The 19,846-nt window shown below is 68.2% G+C and carries 16 protein-coding genes; 8 read left to right on the top strand and 8 right to left on the bottom strand.

All coding sequences use genetic code 11. From position 1 onward, the window contains the following. Nucleotides 1-22 precede the first annotated feature (22 nt). Nucleotides 23-922: an SDR family NAD(P)-dependent oxidoreductase gene (locus tag DEIPH_RS08705; protein WP_051517260.1), complete on the bottom strand. Its 900-nt coding sequence runs from the start codon at nucleotides 920-922 to the stop codon at nucleotides 23-25. A gap of 234 nt (nucleotides 923-1,156) precedes the next feature. On the opposite strand from DEIPH_RS08705, the gene DEIPH_RS18765 reads away from it, so the two are divergent. The 6 genes from DEIPH_RS18765 to DEIPH_RS08735 all read left to right on the top strand — a co-directional run bounded on the left by DEIPH_RS18765 (nucleotide 1,157) and on the right by DEIPH_RS08735 (nucleotide 8,041). Next, nucleotides 1,157-1,789: a TetR/AcrR family transcriptional regulator gene (locus tag DEIPH_RS18765; protein WP_161636052.1), complete on the top strand. Its 633-nt coding sequence runs from the start codon at nucleotides 1,157-1,159 to the stop codon at nucleotides 1,787-1,789. A 273-nt stretch (nucleotides 1,790-2,062) separates the two neighbouring features. Continuing rightward, complete coding sequence (locus DEIPH_RS08715; protein ID WP_034356927.1) at nucleotides 2,063-3,094, top strand: LacI family DNA-binding transcriptional regulator; 1,032 nt, start codon at nucleotides 2,063-2,065, stop codon at nucleotides 3,092-3,094. A gap of 288 nt (nucleotides 3,095-3,382) precedes the next feature. Further along, entirely contained in the window at nucleotides 3,383-4,636 is a 1,254-nt protein-coding gene (locus DEIPH_RS08720) for an ABC transporter substrate-binding protein (protein ID WP_034356930.1), read from the top strand. Nucleotides 4,637-4,738: 102 nt separating this feature from the next. Next, nucleotides 4,739-5,701 carry a carbohydrate ABC transporter permease gene (locus DEIPH_RS08725; protein WP_034356932.1) on the top strand — a complete coding sequence of 321 codons (963 nt, stop codon included), beginning with the start codon at nucleotides 4,739-4,741 and terminating at the stop codon, nucleotides 5,699-5,701. A gap of 1 nt (nucleotide 5,702) precedes the next feature. After that, complete coding sequence (locus DEIPH_RS08730) at nucleotides 5,703-6,590, top strand: carbohydrate ABC transporter permease (RefSeq protein ID WP_034356933.1); 888 nt, start codon at nucleotides 5,703-5,705, stop codon at nucleotides 6,588-6,590. A 119-nt stretch (nucleotides 6,591-6,709) separates the two neighbouring features. Beyond that, a complete protein-coding gene (locus tag DEIPH_RS08735; protein WP_034356935.1) occupies nucleotides 6,710-8,041 on the top strand; it encodes a GH1 family beta-glucosidase in 1,332 nt (443 codons plus the stop codon). A gap of 47 nt (nucleotides 8,042-8,088) precedes the next feature. On the opposite strand, the gene DEIPH_RS08740 is transcribed toward DEIPH_RS08735, so the two are convergent. From DEIPH_RS08740 to DEIPH_RS08760, 5 genes are all read right to left on the bottom strand, one after another. After that, nucleotides 8,089-9,336, bottom strand: coding sequence for a glycosyltransferase family 4 protein (locus DEIPH_RS08740; RefSeq protein ID WP_051517262.1), 1,248 nt, complete (start codon nucleotides 9,334-9,336; stop codon nucleotides 8,089-8,091). Next, nucleotides 9,333-10,586: a glycosyltransferase family 4 protein gene (locus tag DEIPH_RS08745; RefSeq protein ID WP_034356937.1), complete on the bottom strand. Its 1,254-nt coding sequence runs from the start codon at nucleotides 10,584-10,586 to the stop codon at nucleotides 9,333-9,335. Before DEIPH_RS08745 ends, DEIPH_RS08740 begins: the two co-directional genes overlap by 4 nt. Continuing rightward, nucleotides 10,583-11,554, bottom strand: coding sequence for a D-glucuronyl C5-epimerase family protein (locus DEIPH_RS18770; protein WP_051517263.1), 972 nt, complete (start codon nucleotides 11,552-11,554; stop codon nucleotides 10,583-10,585). Before DEIPH_RS18770 ends, DEIPH_RS08745 begins: the two co-directional genes overlap by 4 nt. Nucleotides 11,555-11,609: 55 nt before the next feature. After that, nucleotides 11,610-12,671, bottom strand: coding sequence for a glucosamine inositolphosphorylceramide transferase family protein (locus tag DEIPH_RS18775; RefSeq protein ID WP_051517264.1), 1,062 nt, complete (start codon nucleotides 12,669-12,671; stop codon nucleotides 11,610-11,612). 85 nt (nucleotides 12,672-12,756) lie between these two features. After that, entirely contained in the window at nucleotides 12,757-13,293 is a 537-nt protein-coding gene (locus DEIPH_RS08760) for a fasciclin domain-containing protein (RefSeq protein ID WP_161636053.1), read from the bottom strand. A 295-nt stretch (nucleotides 13,294-13,588) separates the two neighbouring features. On the opposite strand from DEIPH_RS08760, the gene DEIPH_RS08765 reads away from it, so the two are divergent. Further along, entirely contained in the window at nucleotides 13,589-15,442 is a 1,854-nt protein-coding gene (locus DEIPH_RS08765; protein WP_034356943.1) for an ABC transporter ATP-binding protein, read from the top strand. Between the two features lie 63 nt (nucleotides 15,443-15,505). Here DEIPH_RS08765 and DEIPH_RS18780 read toward each other — a convergent pair whose 3' ends face one another. Then, nucleotides 15,506-16,387, bottom strand: a complete 882-nt coding sequence (locus DEIPH_RS18780) for a LysR family transcriptional regulator (protein WP_051517265.1) — start codon at nucleotides 16,385-16,387, stop codon at nucleotides 15,506-15,508. 146 nt (nucleotides 16,388-16,533) lie between these two features. Between DEIPH_RS18780 and DEIPH_RS08775 the strand changes: the two genes are divergently transcribed. Continuing rightward, nucleotides 16,534-18,201, top strand: a complete 1,668-nt coding sequence (locus DEIPH_RS08775; protein ID WP_051517266.1) for a M20/M25/M40 family metallo-hydrolase — start codon at nucleotides 16,534-16,536, stop codon at nucleotides 18,199-18,201. Between the two features lie 16 nt (nucleotides 18,202-18,217). Here DEIPH_RS08775 and DEIPH_RS08780 read toward each other — a convergent pair whose 3' ends face one another. Continuing rightward, entirely contained in the window at nucleotides 18,218-19,018 is an 801-nt protein-coding gene (locus tag DEIPH_RS08780) for a DNA repair protein (protein WP_235183207.1), read from the bottom strand. Between the last annotated feature and the right edge of the window lie 828 nt (nucleotides 19,019-19,846).

Below are 19,846 nucleotides of genomic sequence, written 5' to 3' on the forward strand. Positions count from 1 at the left end.
GTTCCTCGCGTTGAAAGGGGGTTCAGTCGCCCGTCGCCACAGGTCCGGCCTGCCCGGTGCTGCGGGCAGCGGCCTGCGGGTCCTGCCAGCCGGAGGGGGAAGACAGCCCGATGGCCCGGCGAATCCCGGCGTCCGTGAAGCCCAGCCGTTCGGCCACCGGACGCAGGAAGCCCGGCGCGCGGGCCACGAGGGTCAGGTTGCGGGGCACCACGATGGTATCCGCCCGCCGCTCGATGCCTTCCACCGTCTCCAGAACGACGGTTTCGATAGGCACCATCTTCCACAGGCCCTTCCTGTTCCCGCCCCACAGGGCGTTCCCGGCAGGATCGCCCACAGTGTCTTCCATCATGCGCGTGGCGAAGAAGGTGGGATGCAGGCTGCCCACTCCTACTCCATCCGGGCGAAGTTCCAACCGGATGCTGTCACACATGGCCCAGAGACCGGCCTTGGAAGCGTTGTAGGCGGCCTGAAGGGGCGAATGCACGAACGCCGCCATGGACGACACGGCCAGCAGGTAGCCCCGGCGCGCCTTCACAAAGGGCAGGGCTGCCTTGAAGGTACGCCAGGTCCCATTGAGATTGACGTCGATGATCCGCTCGAAGGCGCCCGGGGCCAGCCGTTCCAGCGGGCCAAAGGCCTGGATGCCCGCCCCGGCGATGACCACGTCGATCCCCCCGAAATGGGCCGCGACGGCCTGCATGGTCTCTTCCAGTTGCGGGTAGTCGCGCACGTTGGCCCCCCAGCCGCGCGCGACGGATTCGTCCCCCAGGTGGCGGGCCTGTGCCTGGACGGCCGCCTCGTCGAGGTCCAGCAGGGCCAGCCGTGCGCCCCTGGTTTTCAAGGCAGAGGCCAGCAGCGTTCCCAGGCCCCCGCCAGCGCCGGTGATGACGACGACACGTCCGCGCAAATCGTACTTCTTCATGAGTGCACCTCGGGACTGAGGGGGAAGCCAGGGAGCCGAACGGCTGGCTGAGACACCGGGGAGCAGGTCCTGAATCCCGGCCATACCGTCGTCCTTTGGAGGGGAGAAAAGCCCTCCTCTCTGATCTGATAACGGTGAATGTCAGATTTGGCAGCAGATTGACATGTGACATCGTCCGTTGTCAAACTTGACCAAGGCATTGTCTTACTGAAGGATCACGCCAGGAGCAACGACTTGACTGCAACTGAGGGAAGACCATACCAGGGCCGCTCGGCACAGGAGCGCAAAGCAGAGCGCAGAGAGCGGCTGATCGAGACTGCCATCGGGCAGTACGGCACGCGGGGCTTTCGGGTGACCACCGTGAAAGATATCTGCGAGGCGGCCAGAGTCACCCAGCGGTACTTCTACGAAGCTTTTACCAGCCGTGAGGACCTGCTCTGCACGGCCAGCGCCGCGACCACGAACACCATGCGCGAGGAGGCGCTCTTGGCCGCTGCACAGAGCGGACCAGCCACTTCGGAGCGCGTCTGGGCGGCGTCCCTCGCGTACTTCTCGTACATCCGCGCGCATCCCGAAGTGGCCCGCCTGACGCTGTTCGAGATGGAAGGGGTCAGCGCCGAGGTGGATGCCTTTCACCGGGCCGACCTTCAGAAGACGACCAACCTGATCCGCGACCTCCTCTTTTCCCACTCTGGCCCTGCCGAGGGGTCATCCCCCAGGCTTTCACCCGATCTGCTGGCCCGGGGCATTCTGGGTGCCATGTATCAGATGGCCAAGGAGTGGACGCACGCTGGCTTTGACCAGACCCCGGAAACGATGGCCCGTCACCTTCAGGCCATCGGACTGGGAACCGGGCGACAGGTGTGAATCCCTGGAAGGGAACGCCCCCTCGGCTTGGAATGAATCAGATCGTAGTCTGAATCAATAAGGCATTCGGGGCCATTGTCTGGCCGGCGTCATCAAAGCAGCCGGGGCACCGGTCCCTGGGCTTCACTCCGGCGTGGTCGGCAGGAAGCTTCCACGCTCCCGCGCTGGTTCTTCGCTTCCCCGGGGCCTGCACGCCAGCGCCGAAAGGCACAAGAGCCTCGGCAGGGGGCCGCTGCTCTTATTTTTGCAACCGCTTTCAGATAAGCTGCTGTTATGTCTCAAAGCGTGAGTTCGCGTCAGCCCGTCACTCTGGCTGAGGTTGCCAGAGAGGCGGGCGTGTCGCCCAGCACGGTCTCCCGCATCCTGAACGGGACCGCTCAGGTGAAGGCCGCGAAGGTTGCCCAGGTCAAGGCAGCCATCGAGAAGCTGGGGTACAAACCGAATGCCTTTGCCCGCAGTCTGGCCACGGGGGCCTCGGGCAGCGTCGGGGTCCTCACGCAGGACATTGCCAGTCCTTTTTACGGGGACGCCCTGGGCGGCATCGAGAGCGGCCTGATGGGCAGCGGCTACTCACCCCTGATCATCAGCGGCCACTGGCGCACCGACGACGAGGAACACGCCATCGAACTGTTCATGAGTCGCCGGGTCGAGGCCCTGATCGTGCTGGGCGGCCACCTTCCGGAACACGAACTGCGCCAGCTGGCCCAGCAGCTTCCCGTGGCCATCCTGGGCCGCCGGGTGGACCTCCCCTCTGCCGGGAGCATCAGTCTGGCGCTGGACAACCAGCGGGCGGCCTACGACGTGGTGAATTACCTGCTGGACCGGGGTCACCGCCGCATCGGGCACCTCTCGGGGCCACGCGACCACGCCGACGCTCTGGCCCGTCTGGCAGGCTACCGTCAGGCCCTGGAGGACCGCGGCTTCCCCTTCCAGCCCGGCCTGGTGGTGCAGGGCGACTTTCACGAGCCTTCGGGCCTGATCGGCACCCAGCAGCTCGTGGCGCAGCACCCGGACATGACGGCCATTTTCAGCGCGAACGACCAGATGGCTTACGGCGCGCGGCTCGCGCTCTACCGCATGGGCCTGCGCGTTCCCGAAGACATGTCGCTCGTGGGCTTCGACGACCTGCCCGGCTCGGCGTACACCACGCCGCCCCTCACTTCGGTCCGGCAGCCGATGGCCGAGATGGGGCATTGGCTCGCGCGGTTCGTGGTCGCCCAGTTGACGGGCCAGGAGATCACGCCCTTCCAGCCGCAACTGGAGCTGCGCTTGCGCGAGTCCGTCGCCCCCCGCCGCCTGCCCTGACCTTCGTCCGGAACCGCTCCCGGCACCGGCAGCTTGCAAGCGCCTGTTGAAAGCGCCTGCCCGCCAGGATGAGGAGATCAGGCGCCTCTCCTGTTTTCAGAGTGCCCTGGCCTGCACACCCGACCGACTCTCTTGACAAGCGCTTTCAAAACCAACTACAGTACAACCAAGCAGAACCCCCATCCAGTCTTGCGGCCTCCCCGGAGGTCGTCGCCGGTTGCTCCCAGGGGAAGGGGGAGGCGAGTCCTACTGTCAGCACGCTGTTTTTCGTCTTCAGGAGGTCCACGTATGCGCACGATGCTCTCCCTGACCCTCGCCCTGACCGCCTCGACCCTGGGGATGGCCGCCGCCCAGACCAAGACCATCACCGTCTCGGTCTTTCCTGATCTTGACAGCGTTGTCAAAGCGGCGCTCCCGGGGTTCAAGAAGCTGTATCCGAACATCAACGTGAAGATCAACTCGCTGGCCTACGCGGACCACCACACGGCGCTGACCACTGCCCTCTCCACCGGCAAGGGTGCGGGCGACGTGGTGGCCGTGGACTTCGGATACATCGCCAAGTTCGCGGAGGGCAACGGCCTGGTGGACCTCAGCAAGGCCCCCTACAACGCCGGGCAGTACCGCCCGCAGTTCGTGGCCTACACCTTCCCGCAGGCCACCGCGCCCGACGGCCGCATGATCGCCATGCCCACCGACATCGGCCCGGGGTCGATGTTCTACCGCAGTGACATGCTGAAGCGGGCCGGGGTGCGGGCCACCGACCTGAACCGGAGCTGGGAGAGCTACATCGCGGCAGGCAGGAAGGTGGTGGCCGCCAACCCCGGCAGCTTCCTGATCCCCGATGCGGGTGAGGCGGCCCAGATCATCCTGCGCACCGGCCTGGGGGCGGGCGAGGGCCTCTACTTCGACCGGTCGGGCAAGGTGCTCGTCGGCCCGGACAATCCCCGCTACGTCCGCGCCTTCACCGTGGCCAAGCAGATCCGGGACGCGAAGCTGGATGCCCGCGCGGGTGCGGCCTTCTCCCCCGACTGGACCACGGCTTTCCAGAAAGGCAACCTCGCCACCGAGTTCAGCGGCGCCTGGCTCGTCGGGCATATGCAGAACTGGCTGGCGAAAGACTACAGCGGCAAGTGGGCCGCGCAGAACCTGCCGGGCAATACCTACGCGAGCTGGGGCGGCTCCTTTTACGCCATTCCGCAGCAGAGCCAGAACAAGGCGGAAGCCTGGGCGCTCATCAAGTACCTCACCACCAATCCCGCGCAACAGGTCCTCGCGTTCAAGACCACCGGGGCCTTCCCCGCGCTGCGCGCCGCTGCGGGCGACCCGATCTTCAACGAGGGTGTGCCCTACCTCGGCGGTCAGAAGGCCCGCATCCAGTGGCGGCAGGCGGCCCTCAAGATTCAGCCGCTGGACGTGAACCGCCTTGACCCGGTGGCCGAGCAGATCGTGAACGACGCGCTGAATACGGTGCTCGACGGCAGCAAGGACATCCGCACGGCCCTGACCGAAGCGCAGCTGCTTATCACCCGCCGGGCCAGGTAACCCCCGGCCCCATCTGCCGGGCGCGTGGAGGAAAGCCCCGCTCTCCCCTCCCGCGCCCGGCTCCCTTCCTGCTCTGCCTTCCAACTTCTGCGAGGTGAAAGGATGCTGGCACGATCCACGTCCGCGCGGCGGGGCGGCTGGTCCGGGTTCCAGCGCCGGTACGCGCCGTATATCTTCATCAGTCCCTTTTTCATCCTGTTCCTCGTGTTCGGGCTGTTTCCGATTCTCTTCAACGCCTACCTGTCGTTTCAGCAGTGGCAGCCGGGCACCGGCCTGGGCGCGATGAAGTTCGTCGGCCTGCGCAACTACACCGACAACCTGACCGACCCGACCTTCTGGCAGTCGCTGAAAAACACGGCGGTTCTGGCGGTCCTGTCGGGGTTGCCGCAACACCTGATCGCTATTCCGGTCGCCTTTGCGGTGGCGGGCGTCCTGAGGCGGATGCAGCACCTGGTCACCGCCGTGTATTTCCTGCCGTACATCACGTCCATCGTGGCGATCTCGGTGATCTTCTTCACGCTGTTCAGCTGGCAGTACGGGGTGATCAATGCCGCGCTCAGCGCCCTGCACCACCTCCCGCTGATCGGCGGCCTCTTTCCGGCGGACAGGATCAACTGGCTGGGCGAGAAGGCGTATGTCCAGCCCGCCATCGCGCTGGTCGTGATCTGGCGCTACACCGGCTGGAACATGCTGCTGTACCTCTCGGGCCTCCAGGCCATCCCGAAAGAACTGTACGAGGCGGCGGCGGTGGACGGCGCGACGGGCTGGCAAAGTTTCCGCTTCATCACGCTGCCGCTGCTGCGCCCGATCATGTTCGTCGCGGTGACCCTCAGCCTGATCGGCGGCCTGCAACTGTTCGAGGAACCGTTCATCCTCACCAATGGCACCGGCGGCGCGGGGCAGGCGGGCCTGACGACCATCATGTACATGTACCGCACCTACACGAGCTATTCGGACGCCGGGGTGGCCGCGGCGATGTCCTGGCTGCTGTTCGTGGTGATCGGGGCGCTGACCCTGCTGAATAACCGCCTCTTCGGGCGCAGCGGCCTGGCGGGGAGGGACTGAGATGACGACTGTCAAGGCGACCGACGACCGGCCCACCCCGCAGCCGCGCACCCGTTCCCGGGGCCAGGTGCCGCCCCTCCCCCAGCTGGGGGCCTACCTGCTGATCGGGCTGGGGGCCGTGCTGACGGTGGCGCCGTTCTACTTCATGTTCGTGTTCGCGACGCACACCCGCACCGACATCTTCCAGCTTCCGCCGCCCACCTGGTTCGGCGGCAACCTGGGCGAGAACTACACCCACCTGATGGAGAGGATGCCCTTCTGGCGCAACCTGTGGAACAGCCTGTACCTCGCGGTCCTGACCACGGCGGCCACCCTGTTTTTCTGCACGCTGGCGGGGTACGCCTTTGCCATGTACACCTTCAAGGGCCGGGAAGTGCTGTTCGGGCTGGTGCTGGCGACCCTGCTGATCCCCTCGACGCTGAACATCGTGCCCTTCGCGCTGATCATGCAGGCGCTGGGCTGGATCGACCAGCCGCGCGCCCTGTGGGTGCCGGGCATGGCGAGTGCTTTCGGCATCTTTTTGATGCGGCAGTACATCGGCTCCAGCATTCCGCGCGAACTGGTGGAGGCGGCCCGCATCGACGGCGCGACCGAGTTCGGCATCTTCCGCCGGATCATCGTGCCGCTGACCGGCCCGGCGATGGCGACGCTGGGGCTGGTGACCTTTGTGCAGTCGTGGAACAGCTTCCTGGGGCCGCTGATCATCTTCCGGTCGGGCGAGACGTACACCGCGCCCCTCGCCCTGCGCACCCTGCAAAGCGTCGCCAACACCGACTGGGGCGCGCTGATGTGCGGCGTGGCCCTCACGGTCGTGCCGCTGCTGATCCTGTTCGCCCTCGCCTCGCGCCAGCTGATCGAGGGCCTGACCGCCGGGGCGACCAAGGGCTGAAGGCAGCCTGACCCGCACCGGACCCTTCCCACTGCCCACGCCTCCCCATTCACGCCGTTCACGTCCGCCGCAGCCCCGCGCTGTGGCGGAGGGGGCCGCCCACCCCCAGCGAGGTTTCCATGCCCCAGACCCGACCCGCCCCACAAACCCTACGCCGCGCCGACTTCCCGGCGAACTTCACCTTCGGCGTCGCCACGTCCTCCTACCAGATCGAGGGGGCCGCCTTTGAAGACGGCCGCGGCCCCTCCATCTGGGACACCTTCTGCCGCGAGCCGGGCCGCATCCGCGACGGCAGCCGGGGCGACGTGGCCTGCGACCACTACCACCGCTGGGAAGCGGACCTGGACCTGATCGCCTCGCTGGGCGTGGATGCCTACCGCTTCAGCGTCGCGTGGCCGCGTGTGCAGCCCAGCGGAAGCGGTCCTGTCAACGCCGCCGGCCTGGACTTCTACGAACGGCTGACCGACGGGCTGCTCGCGCGCGGGGTCGCACCCCACGTCACGCTGTACCACTGGGACCTCCCCCAGCCCCTTCAGGATGCGGGCGGCTGGACGAACCGCGAGACCGCCCACCGCTTTGCCGAGTACGGCGCCGCCGTCGCCGGGAGGCTCGGCAGCCGGGTCAAGAGTTACGCCACGCTGAACGAACCCTGGTGCAGCAGCGTCCTGAGCTACGAGATCGGGGAACACGCCCCGGGCCTGCAAGACCGCCGGCTGGCCCTCGCCGCCGCCCACGGGCTGCTGCTGGGGCATGGTCTGGCCCTGCCCGAGGTGCGCCGCCTGGCCCCCGCCAGCCAGGCCGGGATCGTCCTGAACCTGGGACCGCAGATGCCGGCCAGTGACCAGCCCGGGGACCGGGCCGCCGCGCGCCTGGCCGACGGTCGGCTCAACCGCTGGTTTCTGGACCCTCTGCTGTGCGGCGCGTACCCGCAGGACGTGTGGGACGCGTGCGGCGCGGACGTGCCGGAAGTGCGGGAGGGCGACCTGGCCCTCATCGCGGCTCCGCTGGATTTCCTGGGGGTGAACTACTACTCGCGCGGCGTGCTGGGCGCGGCGGGGGGAAGCGTGCCGGCGGGCGCGTCCGTCACCGACATGGGCTGGGAGATCTACCCCCAGGGCCTGACGGACCTGCTGACCCGGCTGAAGGCGGACTACCCCACGCTGCCCCCCGTCGTCATCACCGAGAACGGCGCGGCCTTTGCCGACCAGCTTCAGGGCGGCCAGGTGCATGACCCCGCGCGGGTGCAGTACCTCCAGACCCACCTGGAGGCCCTGCGGCAGGCCCTCGCGGCCGGGGTGGACGTGCGCGGCTACTTCGCCTGGTCCCTGATGGACAACTTCGAGTGGGCCTACGGCTACGAGAAGCGCTTCGGCCTGGTGTACGTGGATTACCCGACCCAGACCCGCATTCTCAAAGACAGCGCCCACTGGTATCGCCAGTTTCTGCGCTGACCCTTTTGCCGCCACCCCGGCCTGGCGTCAGGTCCGGGGTCAAGCGGTCAACTGTCAATCGGCGAGACGGAGCGCCACCCCGGCTGGCGGCCCGCCATGACCTTCAGCAACAGGTGTTCGAGGCGGCCCGCCAGAATCTCGTTGCTGAAGTGGGCCAGCACGAATTGTCTTCCCAGCTCTCCCATGGCCTGCCGCTCGTCCGGCCTCATGCCCTTGAGGTGCAGGACCGCCCTGGCCATCGCTGCCGGGTCCTCGGCGGGGACCACCACGCCGCCGCCCGACTCGGCGACGGGGTTGCCGGCACTGCATCCGAAGACGATGGGCCGGGCACAGGCCAGGTAATCGTAGAGTTTGACGAAGCTCACGCCGTGGTGGTACAGCCCCAGATTCCTGCTGGTGGCGATAAAGGCGTCGGCGCACGACAGCGCGCGGTGAATCTCCTTTTTGGGCAGGGGCGGGCAGAGGGTGACGTTGCCCAGCCGCCTTTCCCGGATGACCTCCGCTATTCGCGCCTTCTCCGGGCCGTCGCCATACAGCAGGAACTGGACCTGAGGCTCGTCCGCGAGCAGCCGGGCCGTCTCCACGATGGCGTCGATGCCGTTGGCGAGGTTAAAGGACCCGGCGTACACCACCTTGAAGTCTGCCCCTGGCCCGGGGGGCGGCCCCTCCACCAGGAAGCCGGGATCGACGCCGTTCGAGACCCACTCGAACATGTCGCCGTTGCCGCCCCGGTCCACAATATGGCCTTTTGCCCCCGGCAGGACGCTGACGATGCCGTCCGCGCTGCGGTACAGGTAGCGTTCCAGGCGTTCGAGCACGTGGACCAGGGGGTGGGTGCTGGAGTAGTTGCCCAGCTCGACCAGCGACTGGGGCCACAGGTCACGAATCTCCAGGACGAACCCGGCCCCCGTCCGGTCGGCGAGGAACTTGGCGGCCACGGCGCCGAAGAGGTGCGGACTCGACCCCACGATCAGGTCTGGCCTCTCCAGCCGCTGCGTCCCGGTCCCCAGGAGAACCTTGAGCGCAAAGGCCAGCATGTTGTTGATGCGCGCCCGGGTGTTGCCGGTGTAGGTCGGGGTGCGCAGCCACAGGAAGCGGACGCCGTCATGCTCCTCGATCCTGAAGTGTTCGTGCGGCTGGAGATGGGCTTCCTGCCGGGTGACGTGGTCGAAGCTGGAGGCGATGATGGTCATGCGGTGCCCCCGGCGGGCCAGCACGCGCCCCAGCGAGTAATGGCGGGTGATCCCCGCTTCCTGCGGAGAAATCGCGTACTGATTGACCAGCCAGATGTTCATGGCTGGCCTCCTTGCAGCCCGGGGCGGCGGGGCTGGACGCGGCCCCCGGCCGCCCTGGTCCCCCCCTGCAAATACTGTTCGAGCCTGTCCACGACGGCCTCGATCGCGTACTCTTCACGGACGCGCCGCTGACCGGCCTCGCCCAGGGCGCGCCTCAGCTCCGGGCGGGTGTGCAGGGCCACGATGGCCTGCGCGAGCGCCGCCGGGTCCTGGGGCGGCACCAGCAGGCCGGCCCCACCCGAGAGCAGTTCGGGAATGCCGCCCGTCGTCGTCGAGAGGACCGGGAGGCCGTACGCCATCCCCTCCAGCAGCGCGACCGGAATCCCCTCGTGCAGGCCGCCCCCCAGGTCCACGCTTGGCAGGACGACGGCGTCCACCTCTCCACCCTCGTACAACCGCAGGAGTTCGTCGTGAGGCACGTGGCCCAGGAACCGCACCCGTGGCCCCAGGCCGAGCTGCCGGGCCTGCTGCCTCAGGACGCTGGCGAGTTCGCCCTGACCCGCCAGCCACAGCTCCACCGGGTACCCGCGCACCAGGCTCAGCGCTTCGAGCAGGTAACGGTGCCCCTTGACAGGCAGCAGATTGGCCGGGCACAGCAGGCGCAGCCCGCTTTCCGCATGGGCGGGCCTGGCCCCCGGCGGTCTGGCGGGCAGGCGGGTGCCCATGTGCAGCACCACGCTTCCCGCGCTCCCGGACAGGCCGCGCGCCCGCGCCAGGGCCAGCCCGCTCTCGGAGATGAAGCGGGTGAACATGGCCCGCTGCGCCTTGCGGGTCAGCAGGTTGTTCTCGACGATGTCCCAGCGGTGGGCGGTCAGGCCCCAGGGAATCCCCGAAACCTCGCTGGCCACCAGGGCCAGGCTGGCCGACGTGGCGGCCCAGTGCGCGTGGATGCGCTGCGCACCCCAGCGGCGGGCGTAGCGGGCCAGCCACAGCCCCTTGGGAAACACGCTCAGGTTTTTGAGCAGATGCAGGGGCCGGGGCGTCAACAGCAGACGAAAGGCGCGCCAGACCCGCGCCGGAGCGCGCACCGTTTCGAGCAGGGCGTCCCGCGCGACCTGAACGCCGAACAGCGGGGCCAGGGCGGTGAACTCCAGCACCGCCGCCGCCTCGCGGTGCAGCACGGCGCCACGCGGCAGGGTCGGCACGACGCGCAGCCCATGCCCCCGGCGGCGCAGCTCCTCCAGTTCGGGCAGGATGAACGTTTCCCCGGCCCCGTACGGACAGGAGGACGTGACATAGAGAATGTTCAACGCAGCACCGCCGCCGGTGGGGTCCGCAGCTTCTGGCGCAGTTTCAGGAACATGGCGCGGTTGGTGTTCAGGCGGGACCGGGCATACCCCTCGAACACGGTCCGGCTGTGCCCGAAGGCGCTGGCGTGCTCCGGAAAGGTAAGGGCCAGCGCCCCCAGCTGGGCCAGGTGCAGCTGATGGTAAAAGGGGCTGGCGATCTTGCCCTGTAAGTCGTAGTACGACCAGAACCCGGCGTCGTAGCGCGGCAGCAGGGCTGCCAGGGCGCGCAGCGTGCTGCCGAGCAGGGCGCGCGCCTCCGGGTCTTCCCGCACCAGCAGAAACTCGTGCAGGCCGAACAGGGCGAACACCCAGCCGTTGAGCGCGGCGTTGAGGTGTTCCGACGGAAACTCCTCCAGCACCACGCCCTCCGCAATCCGGCGGGCCACCCCGCCCCGGGACACCTCGGTCTGGAGCGGTTGCAGGGCACGCTGGGCGGCGGCGAGGTACCCGCCCTCCCCCGTCAGCTGGGCGGCCCGGACCAGGACCGAAAGCCCTTCCCCCTGAATCATGGCCGAGTACGGGGAGGGGTAAGGCAACCCCAGCAGCGGCCACCATGCCCAGCCCCCCCGCTCGTCCTGCGCCTGGGCGGCCCAGCGGGCGAGCCTGAGAAACTCGCGCTCGTGGCTGGCCCGCTCCGCCTCCCCGCTCCGGGCCAGCGCCGCGTCCCAGTGCCCCAGCGCCTTTTGCAGCAGCATCGTCGGAAAGAGCAGCGGCCGCCCCTGCGTCTCGACGACCGGCAGGCCCTGGGCGTTCTGCGGACCGTCCCAGTGCACCTTCGCGGTCATGTCGTTGAAGTACCCCGCCAGGACGCCGGGCTGATAGTGCGGGCCGGGACCCTGCCGGGTGTGCCAGTAACTGCGCCCCAGAACCATCTTGCCCCAGTGAGAAAACAGCTGCGGATACCTGCTGAGACCGGCGAGGCCGGGCATACGGTGCCTCCTTTGTTGACCACGTGCCGCTTCCGGGCGACCTGCGCCCACACCCTCAGGCCCTGGACCGGCCAGGGGTTCGGGGCAGGACCAACCGCCTGGCTTTGCCGAGGAGAGGCGCGGCGCGTTTGCGGACCTGATACCGGAGCCTGTACAGCAGCCGGACCGGTGAAAGGTCCAGAACGAGCGATGCACCGTCGGTCACCACATAACAGTCGCCACCGTGCCGAACGAAGTCCAGGTGGTGCATACAGGCCGAGTTCCAGCCTGTCCCGGCCGGCCCGAGCAGCGGCTGGCGCACGCCCAGGGCCAGCTGTTCGGAGGCGACGTCCGGCCCCGTCAATTCCAGCCGCTTGAGCCAGAGGTCCTGCCCGTAAAACTCGGCGGAGCGCTGCACCGGCCTGTACCAGCGCCCGGCCACATTGAAGATTCTTCCGGCAGGCCGCAGAACGTCTGCCGAGTCACCTTTCGACCAGCGGGCCACCTGCGACCAGCCGTGTTCGAGCGCCGGGGACCGGAACACGCAGACCTCGTCCGACCTTTTCGGATACGAGATCATCGTCCACTCGCCGTCGAAGAACAGCGAACTGTCCAGATACTCCCGGCCCTCCACCAGATCCGCGACCTTTTCCCAGCCCAGCGGGAACTCGGCCGCCCGGTACAGCGAGACGGCTTTCTGCTCGCCACTTTCGGGCACCAGGTAGCAGGCCCCGCCGTGCCAGAAGACCTGCGGATACGAGAGGTGCCACTTTTCGGATAGGGCCGTGCCCGTCAGTTTCCAGTGGAGAAAGTCCCTCGATTCGGCCACCGCGATCTCTCCCCTCCCCTTCTTCAGATTCATGGCCTCGAAAAAAACGTAAAAGACACCATCCTTGAGGGTGACGAACGGATCGGCGACGAACTCGATGGCCGAATGACCAAACAGGTCTCTGGAGAGATGAGAGATGTAGGTCGCCTCACCGATGTTAAAAATTTCTCTCGTGATGGCGCAGGAGATGATAAACTCTTCGTAGACCAAAAATCTGAGCCAAGGAAAGGCCTTGAGGAGCCTGAGCGCTCCCGGGTTCAAACGTCGGCGCTGCGGCACGAAGGGAGTGGCCTTGCTGCCCTCTGACATTGAACGGCTCCTCAAGTCCTGGCGGCACAGGTTCGCGCGCCGACGGTCATGCCGGGAGGCTGCGGCCCGGCCCCCGGCCTGGCCCTCACTGGGCGGGAGGCAACAGCACCGCGTCCACCACGTGAATCACGCCGTTGCAGGTATGGATGTCCGCCTGCCGGACCGTGGCACCGTTGACTTTCAGCGCACTCCCGACCACCGACATGCTCACCTTGTCGCCGGTCACCGTCTGGGCCGAAGTCAACTGTTTGGCCTGGGTGGCCGACCATTTGCCCGGTACGACGTGATACCAGAGCAGGCGGCGCAACTGCCGGGGACTGCTCTCGATACTCCTGAGGCGGCGGGCCGACACCCTCGCAAAGGCCCGGTTGGTGGGCACAAACAGGGTATAGGGGCCGCGCCCGCCCAGATCGCCCGCTATGCCCGCCTGCCTGACCTGGGCGAGAAAGACGCTGAATTGCGGCGTCCTGGCGAGTGCGTCGACCAGGGTGCCCCCGCAGCCGCCTCCCGCCACCCGCCTGCCGGCCACGCTGCCGCCCGTGACCTGCGCGGCGGGGATTCGGCCCCCCGCCGGCCCACCCGGCCGAGGTCCCCCATCCGCCGACGCCACTGCGCCGAGCACGCACCCGCACGTGACGGCCCACCGAAGTACCCTGCGGCCCTGCTGCATACCCACCCCACTTCTGGGGACCCGCTGGCCCCCCGTCCCCGAACGTGAACGACTTCCTCAAGCCTGGCAGACGATACGGCGGCCCGCGAACACCACCCCCTGACGCCGCAGGTGTGACCGCACTCTCACCGATTGAACTTTGAGTGGAATCTACAGTAGCACAGGCCTGAAAAATCCGGCGGGAAAGTGGAGAAAGTGGAGAGCGTCACACCATCCCGCATCCGGGTTCGCGTCACACTCACGCCAGATGACCGGCCCTGCCCCACGCCCTCTCCCGCCCCGCCCGGCCAGCGACACCGCCCCACCCGGGACGCGGACCGCCGACCTGCTGCATACGCTGCGGCTGGTGTGGCGGGCCAGTCCCCGGCACAGCGTCACCTACGCCCTGACCAGCCTGCTGGGCAGTGCCCTGCCCGCCGCGAACCTGTACATCGGCAAACTTCTGCTGGACGAGGTGGCGCGCGCCGCGCAGGGGGGCGTCACCTACGGGGCGCTCCTCTCGCTGCTGGGCGTCCAGGTCGCGCTGGTCGTGCTGGGCAGCCTGCTGTCCACCGTGCAGAGCGCCTCACAGCAACTGCTGGGCGACAGCCTCCAGCACAGTGTCAGCCGCCGCATCCTCGACAAGGCGTCCGGCCTCAGCGTGGAGGCCTTCGAGAATGCCGAGACCTACGACAAGTTGCAGCAGGCGTACCGCGAGGTGGGGTCGCGGCCCCTGGGCGTGGCGACGCAGCTGGTGGGCCTGGCAGGGGCCGCCGTGACGCTGGCCTCGGTCGGGGCGCTGATGGCGCGGCTGGGCTTCTGGGTGCTGCCGCTGGTGCTGCTGGCGAGCCTGCCGGGCGTGATCGTCAGCAACCGCTTCGGGGTGGAGGGCTACCGGATGCTGCGCCGCCAGACCCACGACGCGCGGGTGCAGAACTATCTGGGCGGCCTGCTGACCTCGGACACGCTGGTCAAGGAGGTGCGGCTCTTCGGGTTCGAGCCTTACCTGCTGCGGCGCTGGCGCGACTATTACCTGGGCTTCCGGCAGCAGCTGGAGGCGCTGGTGCGGCGGCGCTCGGGCTGGGGCTTCGCGGCGTCCCTGGTCTCGGCGCTGCTGATCGGCCTGGCGAGCGCGCTGATCCTGCGGCGGGCGGCCGCCGGGCAGATCACGGTGGGCGACTTCAGCGTCTTCGTGCTGGGCATCACGCAGGTTCAGGGCACGGTCGCGGGCCTGCTGAACGGCGTCAGCGGCATCTACCAGAACCTGCTGTACATGCGCAACCTCTTCGACTTCCTGGAACTGCCGGACCGCGATCTGGACGCGGGCGAGACGTGGTACGGCCCCATCGACACCATCGAGTTTCAGGGGGTGGGCTTCCGCTATCCCCTGACCGACCGCGACGTCCTCAGCGGCGTGTCCTTCACCGTCCGGCGGGGCGAGGCCCTGGCCCTGGTCGGGGAGAACGGGGCGGGCAAGACCACGTTGGTCAAACTCCTCACGCGGCTGTTCGAACCCACGAGCGGGCGCATCCTGCTCAACGGCCAGGACGCCGCGCGCTTCTCGCCCCGCAGCGTGCAGAAGGAAATGAGCATCATCTTTCAGGATTTCGGGCAGTACCAGATGAGCGCGCGGGAAAACGTGGCGCTGGCCGAGGTGAGCCGCCTGGACGACGCCCCCGGGGTGCAGGGCGCCGTGGACCGGGCTGGGGCCGCGTTCGTGGAGACGCTGCCGGGCGGCCTGGAGACGCCGCTGGGCCGCCTCTTCCAGGGCGGGCGGCAGCTCTCGGGGGGGCAGTGGCAACGGCTGGCGCTGGCCCGGCTGTACTTCCGGGCCGCCTCGGTGCTGGTGTTCGACGAACCCACGGCGGCGCTCGACGCCCGCGCCGAGTTCGAGACGATGGAAGCCCTGCGGACCCAGGCGCGTGACCGCATCACCCTGCTGATCTCCCACCGTTTTTCCACCGTGCGCCTCGCGGACCGGATCATCGTGCTGGAGGGCGGCGTGATCGTGGAGTCGGGGAGCCATCAGGAACTGCTCGCGCGGGGCGGCAAGTACGCCGTGCTGTACGACCTCCAGGCCCGGGGGTACGCCGCGAACGAGGAACCCGCCGCGCCTGCCTGACGCCGGGGGCGTAGGGGCAGAAGCAGTGGAGGTGGCGGCACCGTTTCCTCTCCTCTCCGGCCTCTACTCCAGCCCCTTTCCCGCCGTCGGCTGGCTGCCGGAGGCACTCTGAAGCACCGCCAGAACGACCCGGACAGCCGGTGACAGGGGGCCGTGGCGGACGACGGTCCCGTAACTGCGGGTCACGGCCCACGGCAGCGGGTGGCGCACCACGTTCTCCGGCAGGTCGGGCAGGGTCATCCTGGGCAGGATGGCGAAACCCAGTTCGCCAGCGACCATCGCCAGAATCGCGGTTTCGGTCGAGAGGCTCAGGCCGGGGCGTAGGTGAAGACCGCGCCGCGCCAAAGCGTCAGGAACGCGCAGATCACGCGGGTCGCCCAGATGGATGTAGGGCCGCGCCCAGAGATCCGGCAGGGGCCACGCGCGCGGCGCGATCAGCTCGTAAGGGTCTTCGCCCAGCGTGTGGGCCACGAGCGACATGCCGGGCAGAAGCTGCGTCAGACCGATCTCGGCCTGGCCCGCCTGCACGGCCTGAATCACCGCCGACCGTTCCAGGTGAGAGTCGTCCAGCTCAAGCCTGAGGGCCGGGTGGTCGCGGGCCAGGCGGGTCAGGCTTGGCGGCAGCAGGTGCCGGGCCAGACTGGGAAAACTGGCGATCCGGACCACACCCGAAAGCGCGGTGGCGGCGTCTGCCGCGCGGCCGAACAGTTCGACCTGCGCCAGAACCTGCTCGGCCAGGGGCAGCAGGCGGCGGCCCGCGTCGTTCAGGGCCACGCCACGCCCATGCCGTTCGAGCAGCCGCAGCCCCAGCTGGCCCTCCAGTTGCCGCAGGGCATGGCTCACGGCGGACTGCGTCAGGTTCAGGTGGACCGCCGCCGCACTCACGCTGCCCTTGCGGGCGGCAGCGGTGAAGGCCCGCAGCTGGGCCAGGGTCGGCTCGGGCATGAGTTTTATTCATACCACGCGGGCGCAGGACGATGTAGTGCGCCACTCGCCCTTCACGGGCACCTACAGTCCGGAACGGCCTCCCAGCCGCCCCTTGCCCCTTGCCGCCCCCCCAGACGCTCCTCCCCTTCCCGAGGCAGGTAACGATGACGACCGTCCAGATCGCCCCCGCAGACTCCGCCTGGTCAGAACGCACCCGTGAGCTGGCGCTGACCCTGACCGCCTGGCCCAGCGAGACCGGTTCCCCGGGCGAGGAGGCTTTCCCCCAGCGCCTCCGGGCTTATCTGGCCACGTGGCCCTACTTCCAGGCCCACCCGGACCTGCTGTGGGTCGCGCCCGCCCGCGCTTCCGCCTCCGCGAATCTCTATGCGCTGGTGCGCGGCCAGGGACCGGACACCGTGATGCTCAGCGGGCATTTCGACACTGTCTCGACCGAGAACTACGGTGAGCTGGGGCCGCTGGCCTGCACGCCCGAACGCCTGCGCGAAGCCCTGATCGCCGAGCTGGAGGGCCGCGACCGGAATGCGGCGGAAACGCTGGCCCTGCATGACCTGCAAGGCGGCGAGTTCCTGCCCGGACGCGGCCTGCTGGACATGAAGGGGGGTCTGGCGGCGGGACTGGCCGTGCTGGAACGGTACGCCGCCCTACCGGAGGGGGAGCGGCGCGGCCACCTCCTGTTCGTCACTTCCCCCGACGAGGAGGGGCTGTCGAGAGGGGCGCGCAGCGTGGTTCAGGAGCTGCCGGGCATCGCACGGCGGCACAGTCTCCGCATCCGCCTGGGCATCAATCTGGACGCCACCAACGACGTGGGCGACGGCAGCGAGGGCCAGGCCGTGTATCTGGGAACGGTGGGCAAGCTGCTGGTTTCCGCCCTGGTCGTCGGGCGTCCGACCCACGCCGCCTACCCCTTCGACGGCACGAGCGCGGCCCTGCTGGCCGCCGAACTCGTGCGGCGTGTGGAGGGCAACGCCGATCTTGCCGATGCGGCCCACGGCCAGCGCGCGGCCCCCCCCGTCTGCCTGGAGGTCCGGGACGGCCGAACACAGTACGATGTGACGACCCCGGCGCAGTTCTGGTGCGCCTTCAACGTGCTGACCCACCGCAGGACCCCGCCTGAGGTGCTGGAGCAGTTCGTGGCCCTGGCCCAGGCAGCGGCTGACAGCGCGCTCGGCACCTTCGCCGGCCGGGCAGCGGCCTGGGACAGCCAGAGCGCGCCCGGCCTGGAGCAGCAGCGGGCACGGGTTCTGACCTTCGGCGCGTTGAGAGAACGGGCGATACGCCAGGCGGGCGAAGCGGCGGTGGCCGCCCTGGTCAACCTGACGCCCGCAGAACCCGACCCGCTGCAAGCCAGCGCCAGCCTCACGCGGGCACTTCTGGAGTTGGCCGGGGTGGAGGGTCCGGCGGTCATTGTCGGCTTCGGGGCCGTCCACTACCCGCACACCCACATTGCCGAGACGGATCCGGAGGGGGCGGCCGCGTCTCTGGTCACGGCCCAGGTCACCCGCTTCGTCCAGGAGACTGGGGCACGGGTCCGCCTTCGTCCGTACTTCGCCGGGATTTCCGACATGAGTTTCCTGGGGCACTCGCCCTCCGCGGACGCTACTGCGGCGGTGACGCAGCACACGCCTCACCCGGCGCACGTGCACACCCCGCCGGCGGACGCCCTGAGCTTTCCCACCATCAACGCAGGACCCTGGGGCCGGGACTACCACCAGAAGCTCGAACGCATCTACCAGCCCTACGCCTTCGGGGTTCTGCCGGAACTGTTGTGGCGGCTGATACGGGCGCGCCTGCCGGGTCACCCCCCCGCGTGAACGGGCGGGGGGCCGGCTACTTCAGGCCGTGGCTGAGAATCTCCGCCAGCATCCGCGTGACGGTCTTCTGGAGGTCGTCGAGCTGTTCGGTGCCTTCGCGCAACATCGCCTTCCAGCGGTCCAGGCTGCGCGCGTCCCGCCCGCTCTCGCGGACGACGGCGGAACTGACCGTGAAATGCGCGGTCGGCAGACGGTCCAGGGCGCTGCCCGCGCCACTGTGGCGCGCCCCCAGCAGCGCCCCCAGCATGCCGACGCTGTTGCTGCGCTCCATCAGTTCGCGCTGGAAGTTGCGGTCCTTGATCGACATGATCACGTCCCACGCGGCGTCGGCCAGGGCCGTGGCGGCGGAGGCCGGGCGGTGGACCTCCACGGCCAGCGTGTCCCCCTGACGCCAGGTGCGCGTCCAGACCCCGCCCCGCTCGCTCGTCCAGTGCGTCTCGAAGTCGCGCGCGTCCTCGACCAGCACGCGGAGCTGCCCAGTGCCCCCCTTCAGCGTGACGCGGTGCCCGTCTTCGAGGACACCCCATTCGCTCAACCCCTCGGCCCCCAGCGCCTGCATGCTGGCGTAGCGGCTGGCCAGGGCAGCCGGACCGTCAATGACGCGGCTGACCTCTGCGCCGTCCACACGCAGCGCCACGTCGGGCGTGCCGTCCTCGGCCCGGATCAGCTGGGCGTCATGCCGCAGGTGCAGCAGGCCGAGGCCCCAGCGGTCCTGGGCCAAGCTCAGCGCACGGGTCAATTCCCGGCCCAGCGTCTCCTCGTCCGCACCGCTCTCGGCCAGGGCATGAATCTGGCTGTCCACATCTGCGGTCGCCATCAACGCATCGAAACTCTTCAGGGCGTCTTCCTGAGGCGGACGGCCCCTGCTTGCGGAAGTCACCGACTTTTCGGCTGCCGGACGGGGCCGCTCGTCGGTGGGCGTTTTGTCTTTCTGTCTGACTTTGGTCATGATTGTCCTTTAAACTGGGAAGGAAGTGCCACTGCCTTATTATGCTACAAGCATAAGAGATGAACAACTGTCGCATTCGGTGGAGGTGAGCCGGTCGCGGTCCAGGGCAAGAGTGACCTTATCCGCTTCGCAAGAGCATGCCCGGTCTGTGGCCGGAGGTCCAGAGCCGTAGGACCAGTGAGGTGCGGTGGCATCCTCCCCCGCCAGACCCCCACTTTCACTCTTGGCTCTGAAATGGCCCTCTAAGGCTCAGCAAAAGGTTTCCCCAACTTCCTCTCCACAAATGTACCTCGCACGGCCTCTATGGCCCTCCTGTGCCCAAAGAGGGCCATAGAGTTCCTTGGGGTCCGTGGACTTATCAGGTCCGCCACCCTCAGCGCTGCCCGTCTGGGCAAAACGGGGAGGGCAGGGGGTGGCTCCGCTCCCAACTTGAGGGGCCGCCTCTGATGTTGATTCTTTTAAAGATTTAAAAGATAGAAAAGATATTGATGATCATCATCAAGGGGCAGTGCCGAGAGGCGATAAACACGGCGTTTTTCCCGTTTTTCGCCTGAGATGTCCGGGCTTTTCGGGCAAAATCGCCTGAGATGTCCGATAGTCCCCCCTCAAAACCGCCTGAGATGTCCGATACCCCAGGTGCCGAATCGCCTGAGATGTCCGATAGGGGAAAGCCCCGAATCGCCTGAGATGTCCGGT

Origin of the sequence: Deinococcus phoenicis, assembly GCF_000599865.1 — a bacterium.
In the GTDB taxonomy this organism is placed as follows: Bacteria; Deinococcota; Deinococci; order Deinococcales; family Deinococcaceae; genus Deinococcus; species Deinococcus phoenicis.

What these genes read in the sequence shown, in the direction of transcription:
- DEIPH_RS08735 (WP_034356935.1), top strand. Translation starts at nt 6,710, where the DNA reads ATGCCCCAGACCCGACCCGCCCCACAAACCCTACGCCGCGCCGACTTC.
- DEIPH_RS18780 (WP_051517265.1), bottom strand. Translation starts at nt 16,387, where the DNA reads ATGCCCGAGCCGACCCTGGCCCAGCTGCGGGCCTTCACCGCTGCCGCC.
- DEIPH_RS18770 (WP_051517263.1), bottom strand. Translation starts at nt 11,554, where the DNA reads ATGCCCGGCCTCGCCGGTCTCAGCAGGTATCCGCAGCTGTTTTCTCAC.
- DEIPH_RS08705 (WP_051517260.1), bottom strand. Translation starts at nt 922, where the DNA reads ATGAAGAAGTACGATTTGCGCGGACGTGTCGTCGTCATCACCGGCGCT.
- DEIPH_RS08730 (WP_034356933.1), top strand. Translation starts at nt 5,703, where the DNA reads ATGACGACTGTCAAGGCGACCGACGACCGGCCCACCCCGCAGCCGCGC.
- DEIPH_RS08720 (WP_034356930.1), top strand. Translation starts at nt 3,383, where the DNA reads ATGCGCACGATGCTCTCCCTGACCCTCGCCCTGACCGCCTCGACCCTG.
- DEIPH_RS08775 (WP_051517266.1), top strand. Translation starts at nt 16,534, where the DNA reads ATGACGACCGTCCAGATCGCCCCCGCAGACTCCGCCTGGTCAGAACGC.
- DEIPH_RS18775 (WP_051517264.1), bottom strand. Translation starts at nt 12,671, where the DNA reads ATGTCAGAGGGCAGCAAGGCCACTCCCTTCGTGCCGCAGCGCCGACGT.
- DEIPH_RS08725 (WP_034356932.1), top strand. Translation starts at nt 4,739, where the DNA reads ATGCTGGCACGATCCACGTCCGCGCGGCGGGGCGGCTGGTCCGGGTTC.
- DEIPH_RS08740 (WP_051517262.1), bottom strand. Translation starts at nt 9,336, where the DNA reads ATGAACATCTGGCTGGTCAATCAGTACGCGATTTCTCCGCAGGAAGCG.
- DEIPH_RS08765 (WP_034356943.1), top strand. Translation starts at nt 13,589, where the DNA reads ATGACCGGCCCTGCCCCACGCCCTCTCCCGCCCCGCCCGGCCAGCGAC.
- DEIPH_RS08780 (WP_235183207.1), bottom strand. Translation starts at nt 19,018, where the DNA reads ATGGCGACCGCAGATGTGGACAGCCAGATTCATGCCCTGGCCGAGAGC.
- DEIPH_RS08715 (WP_034356927.1), top strand. Translation starts at nt 2,063, where the DNA reads ATGTCTCAAAGCGTGAGTTCGCGTCAGCCCGTCACTCTGGCTGAGGTT.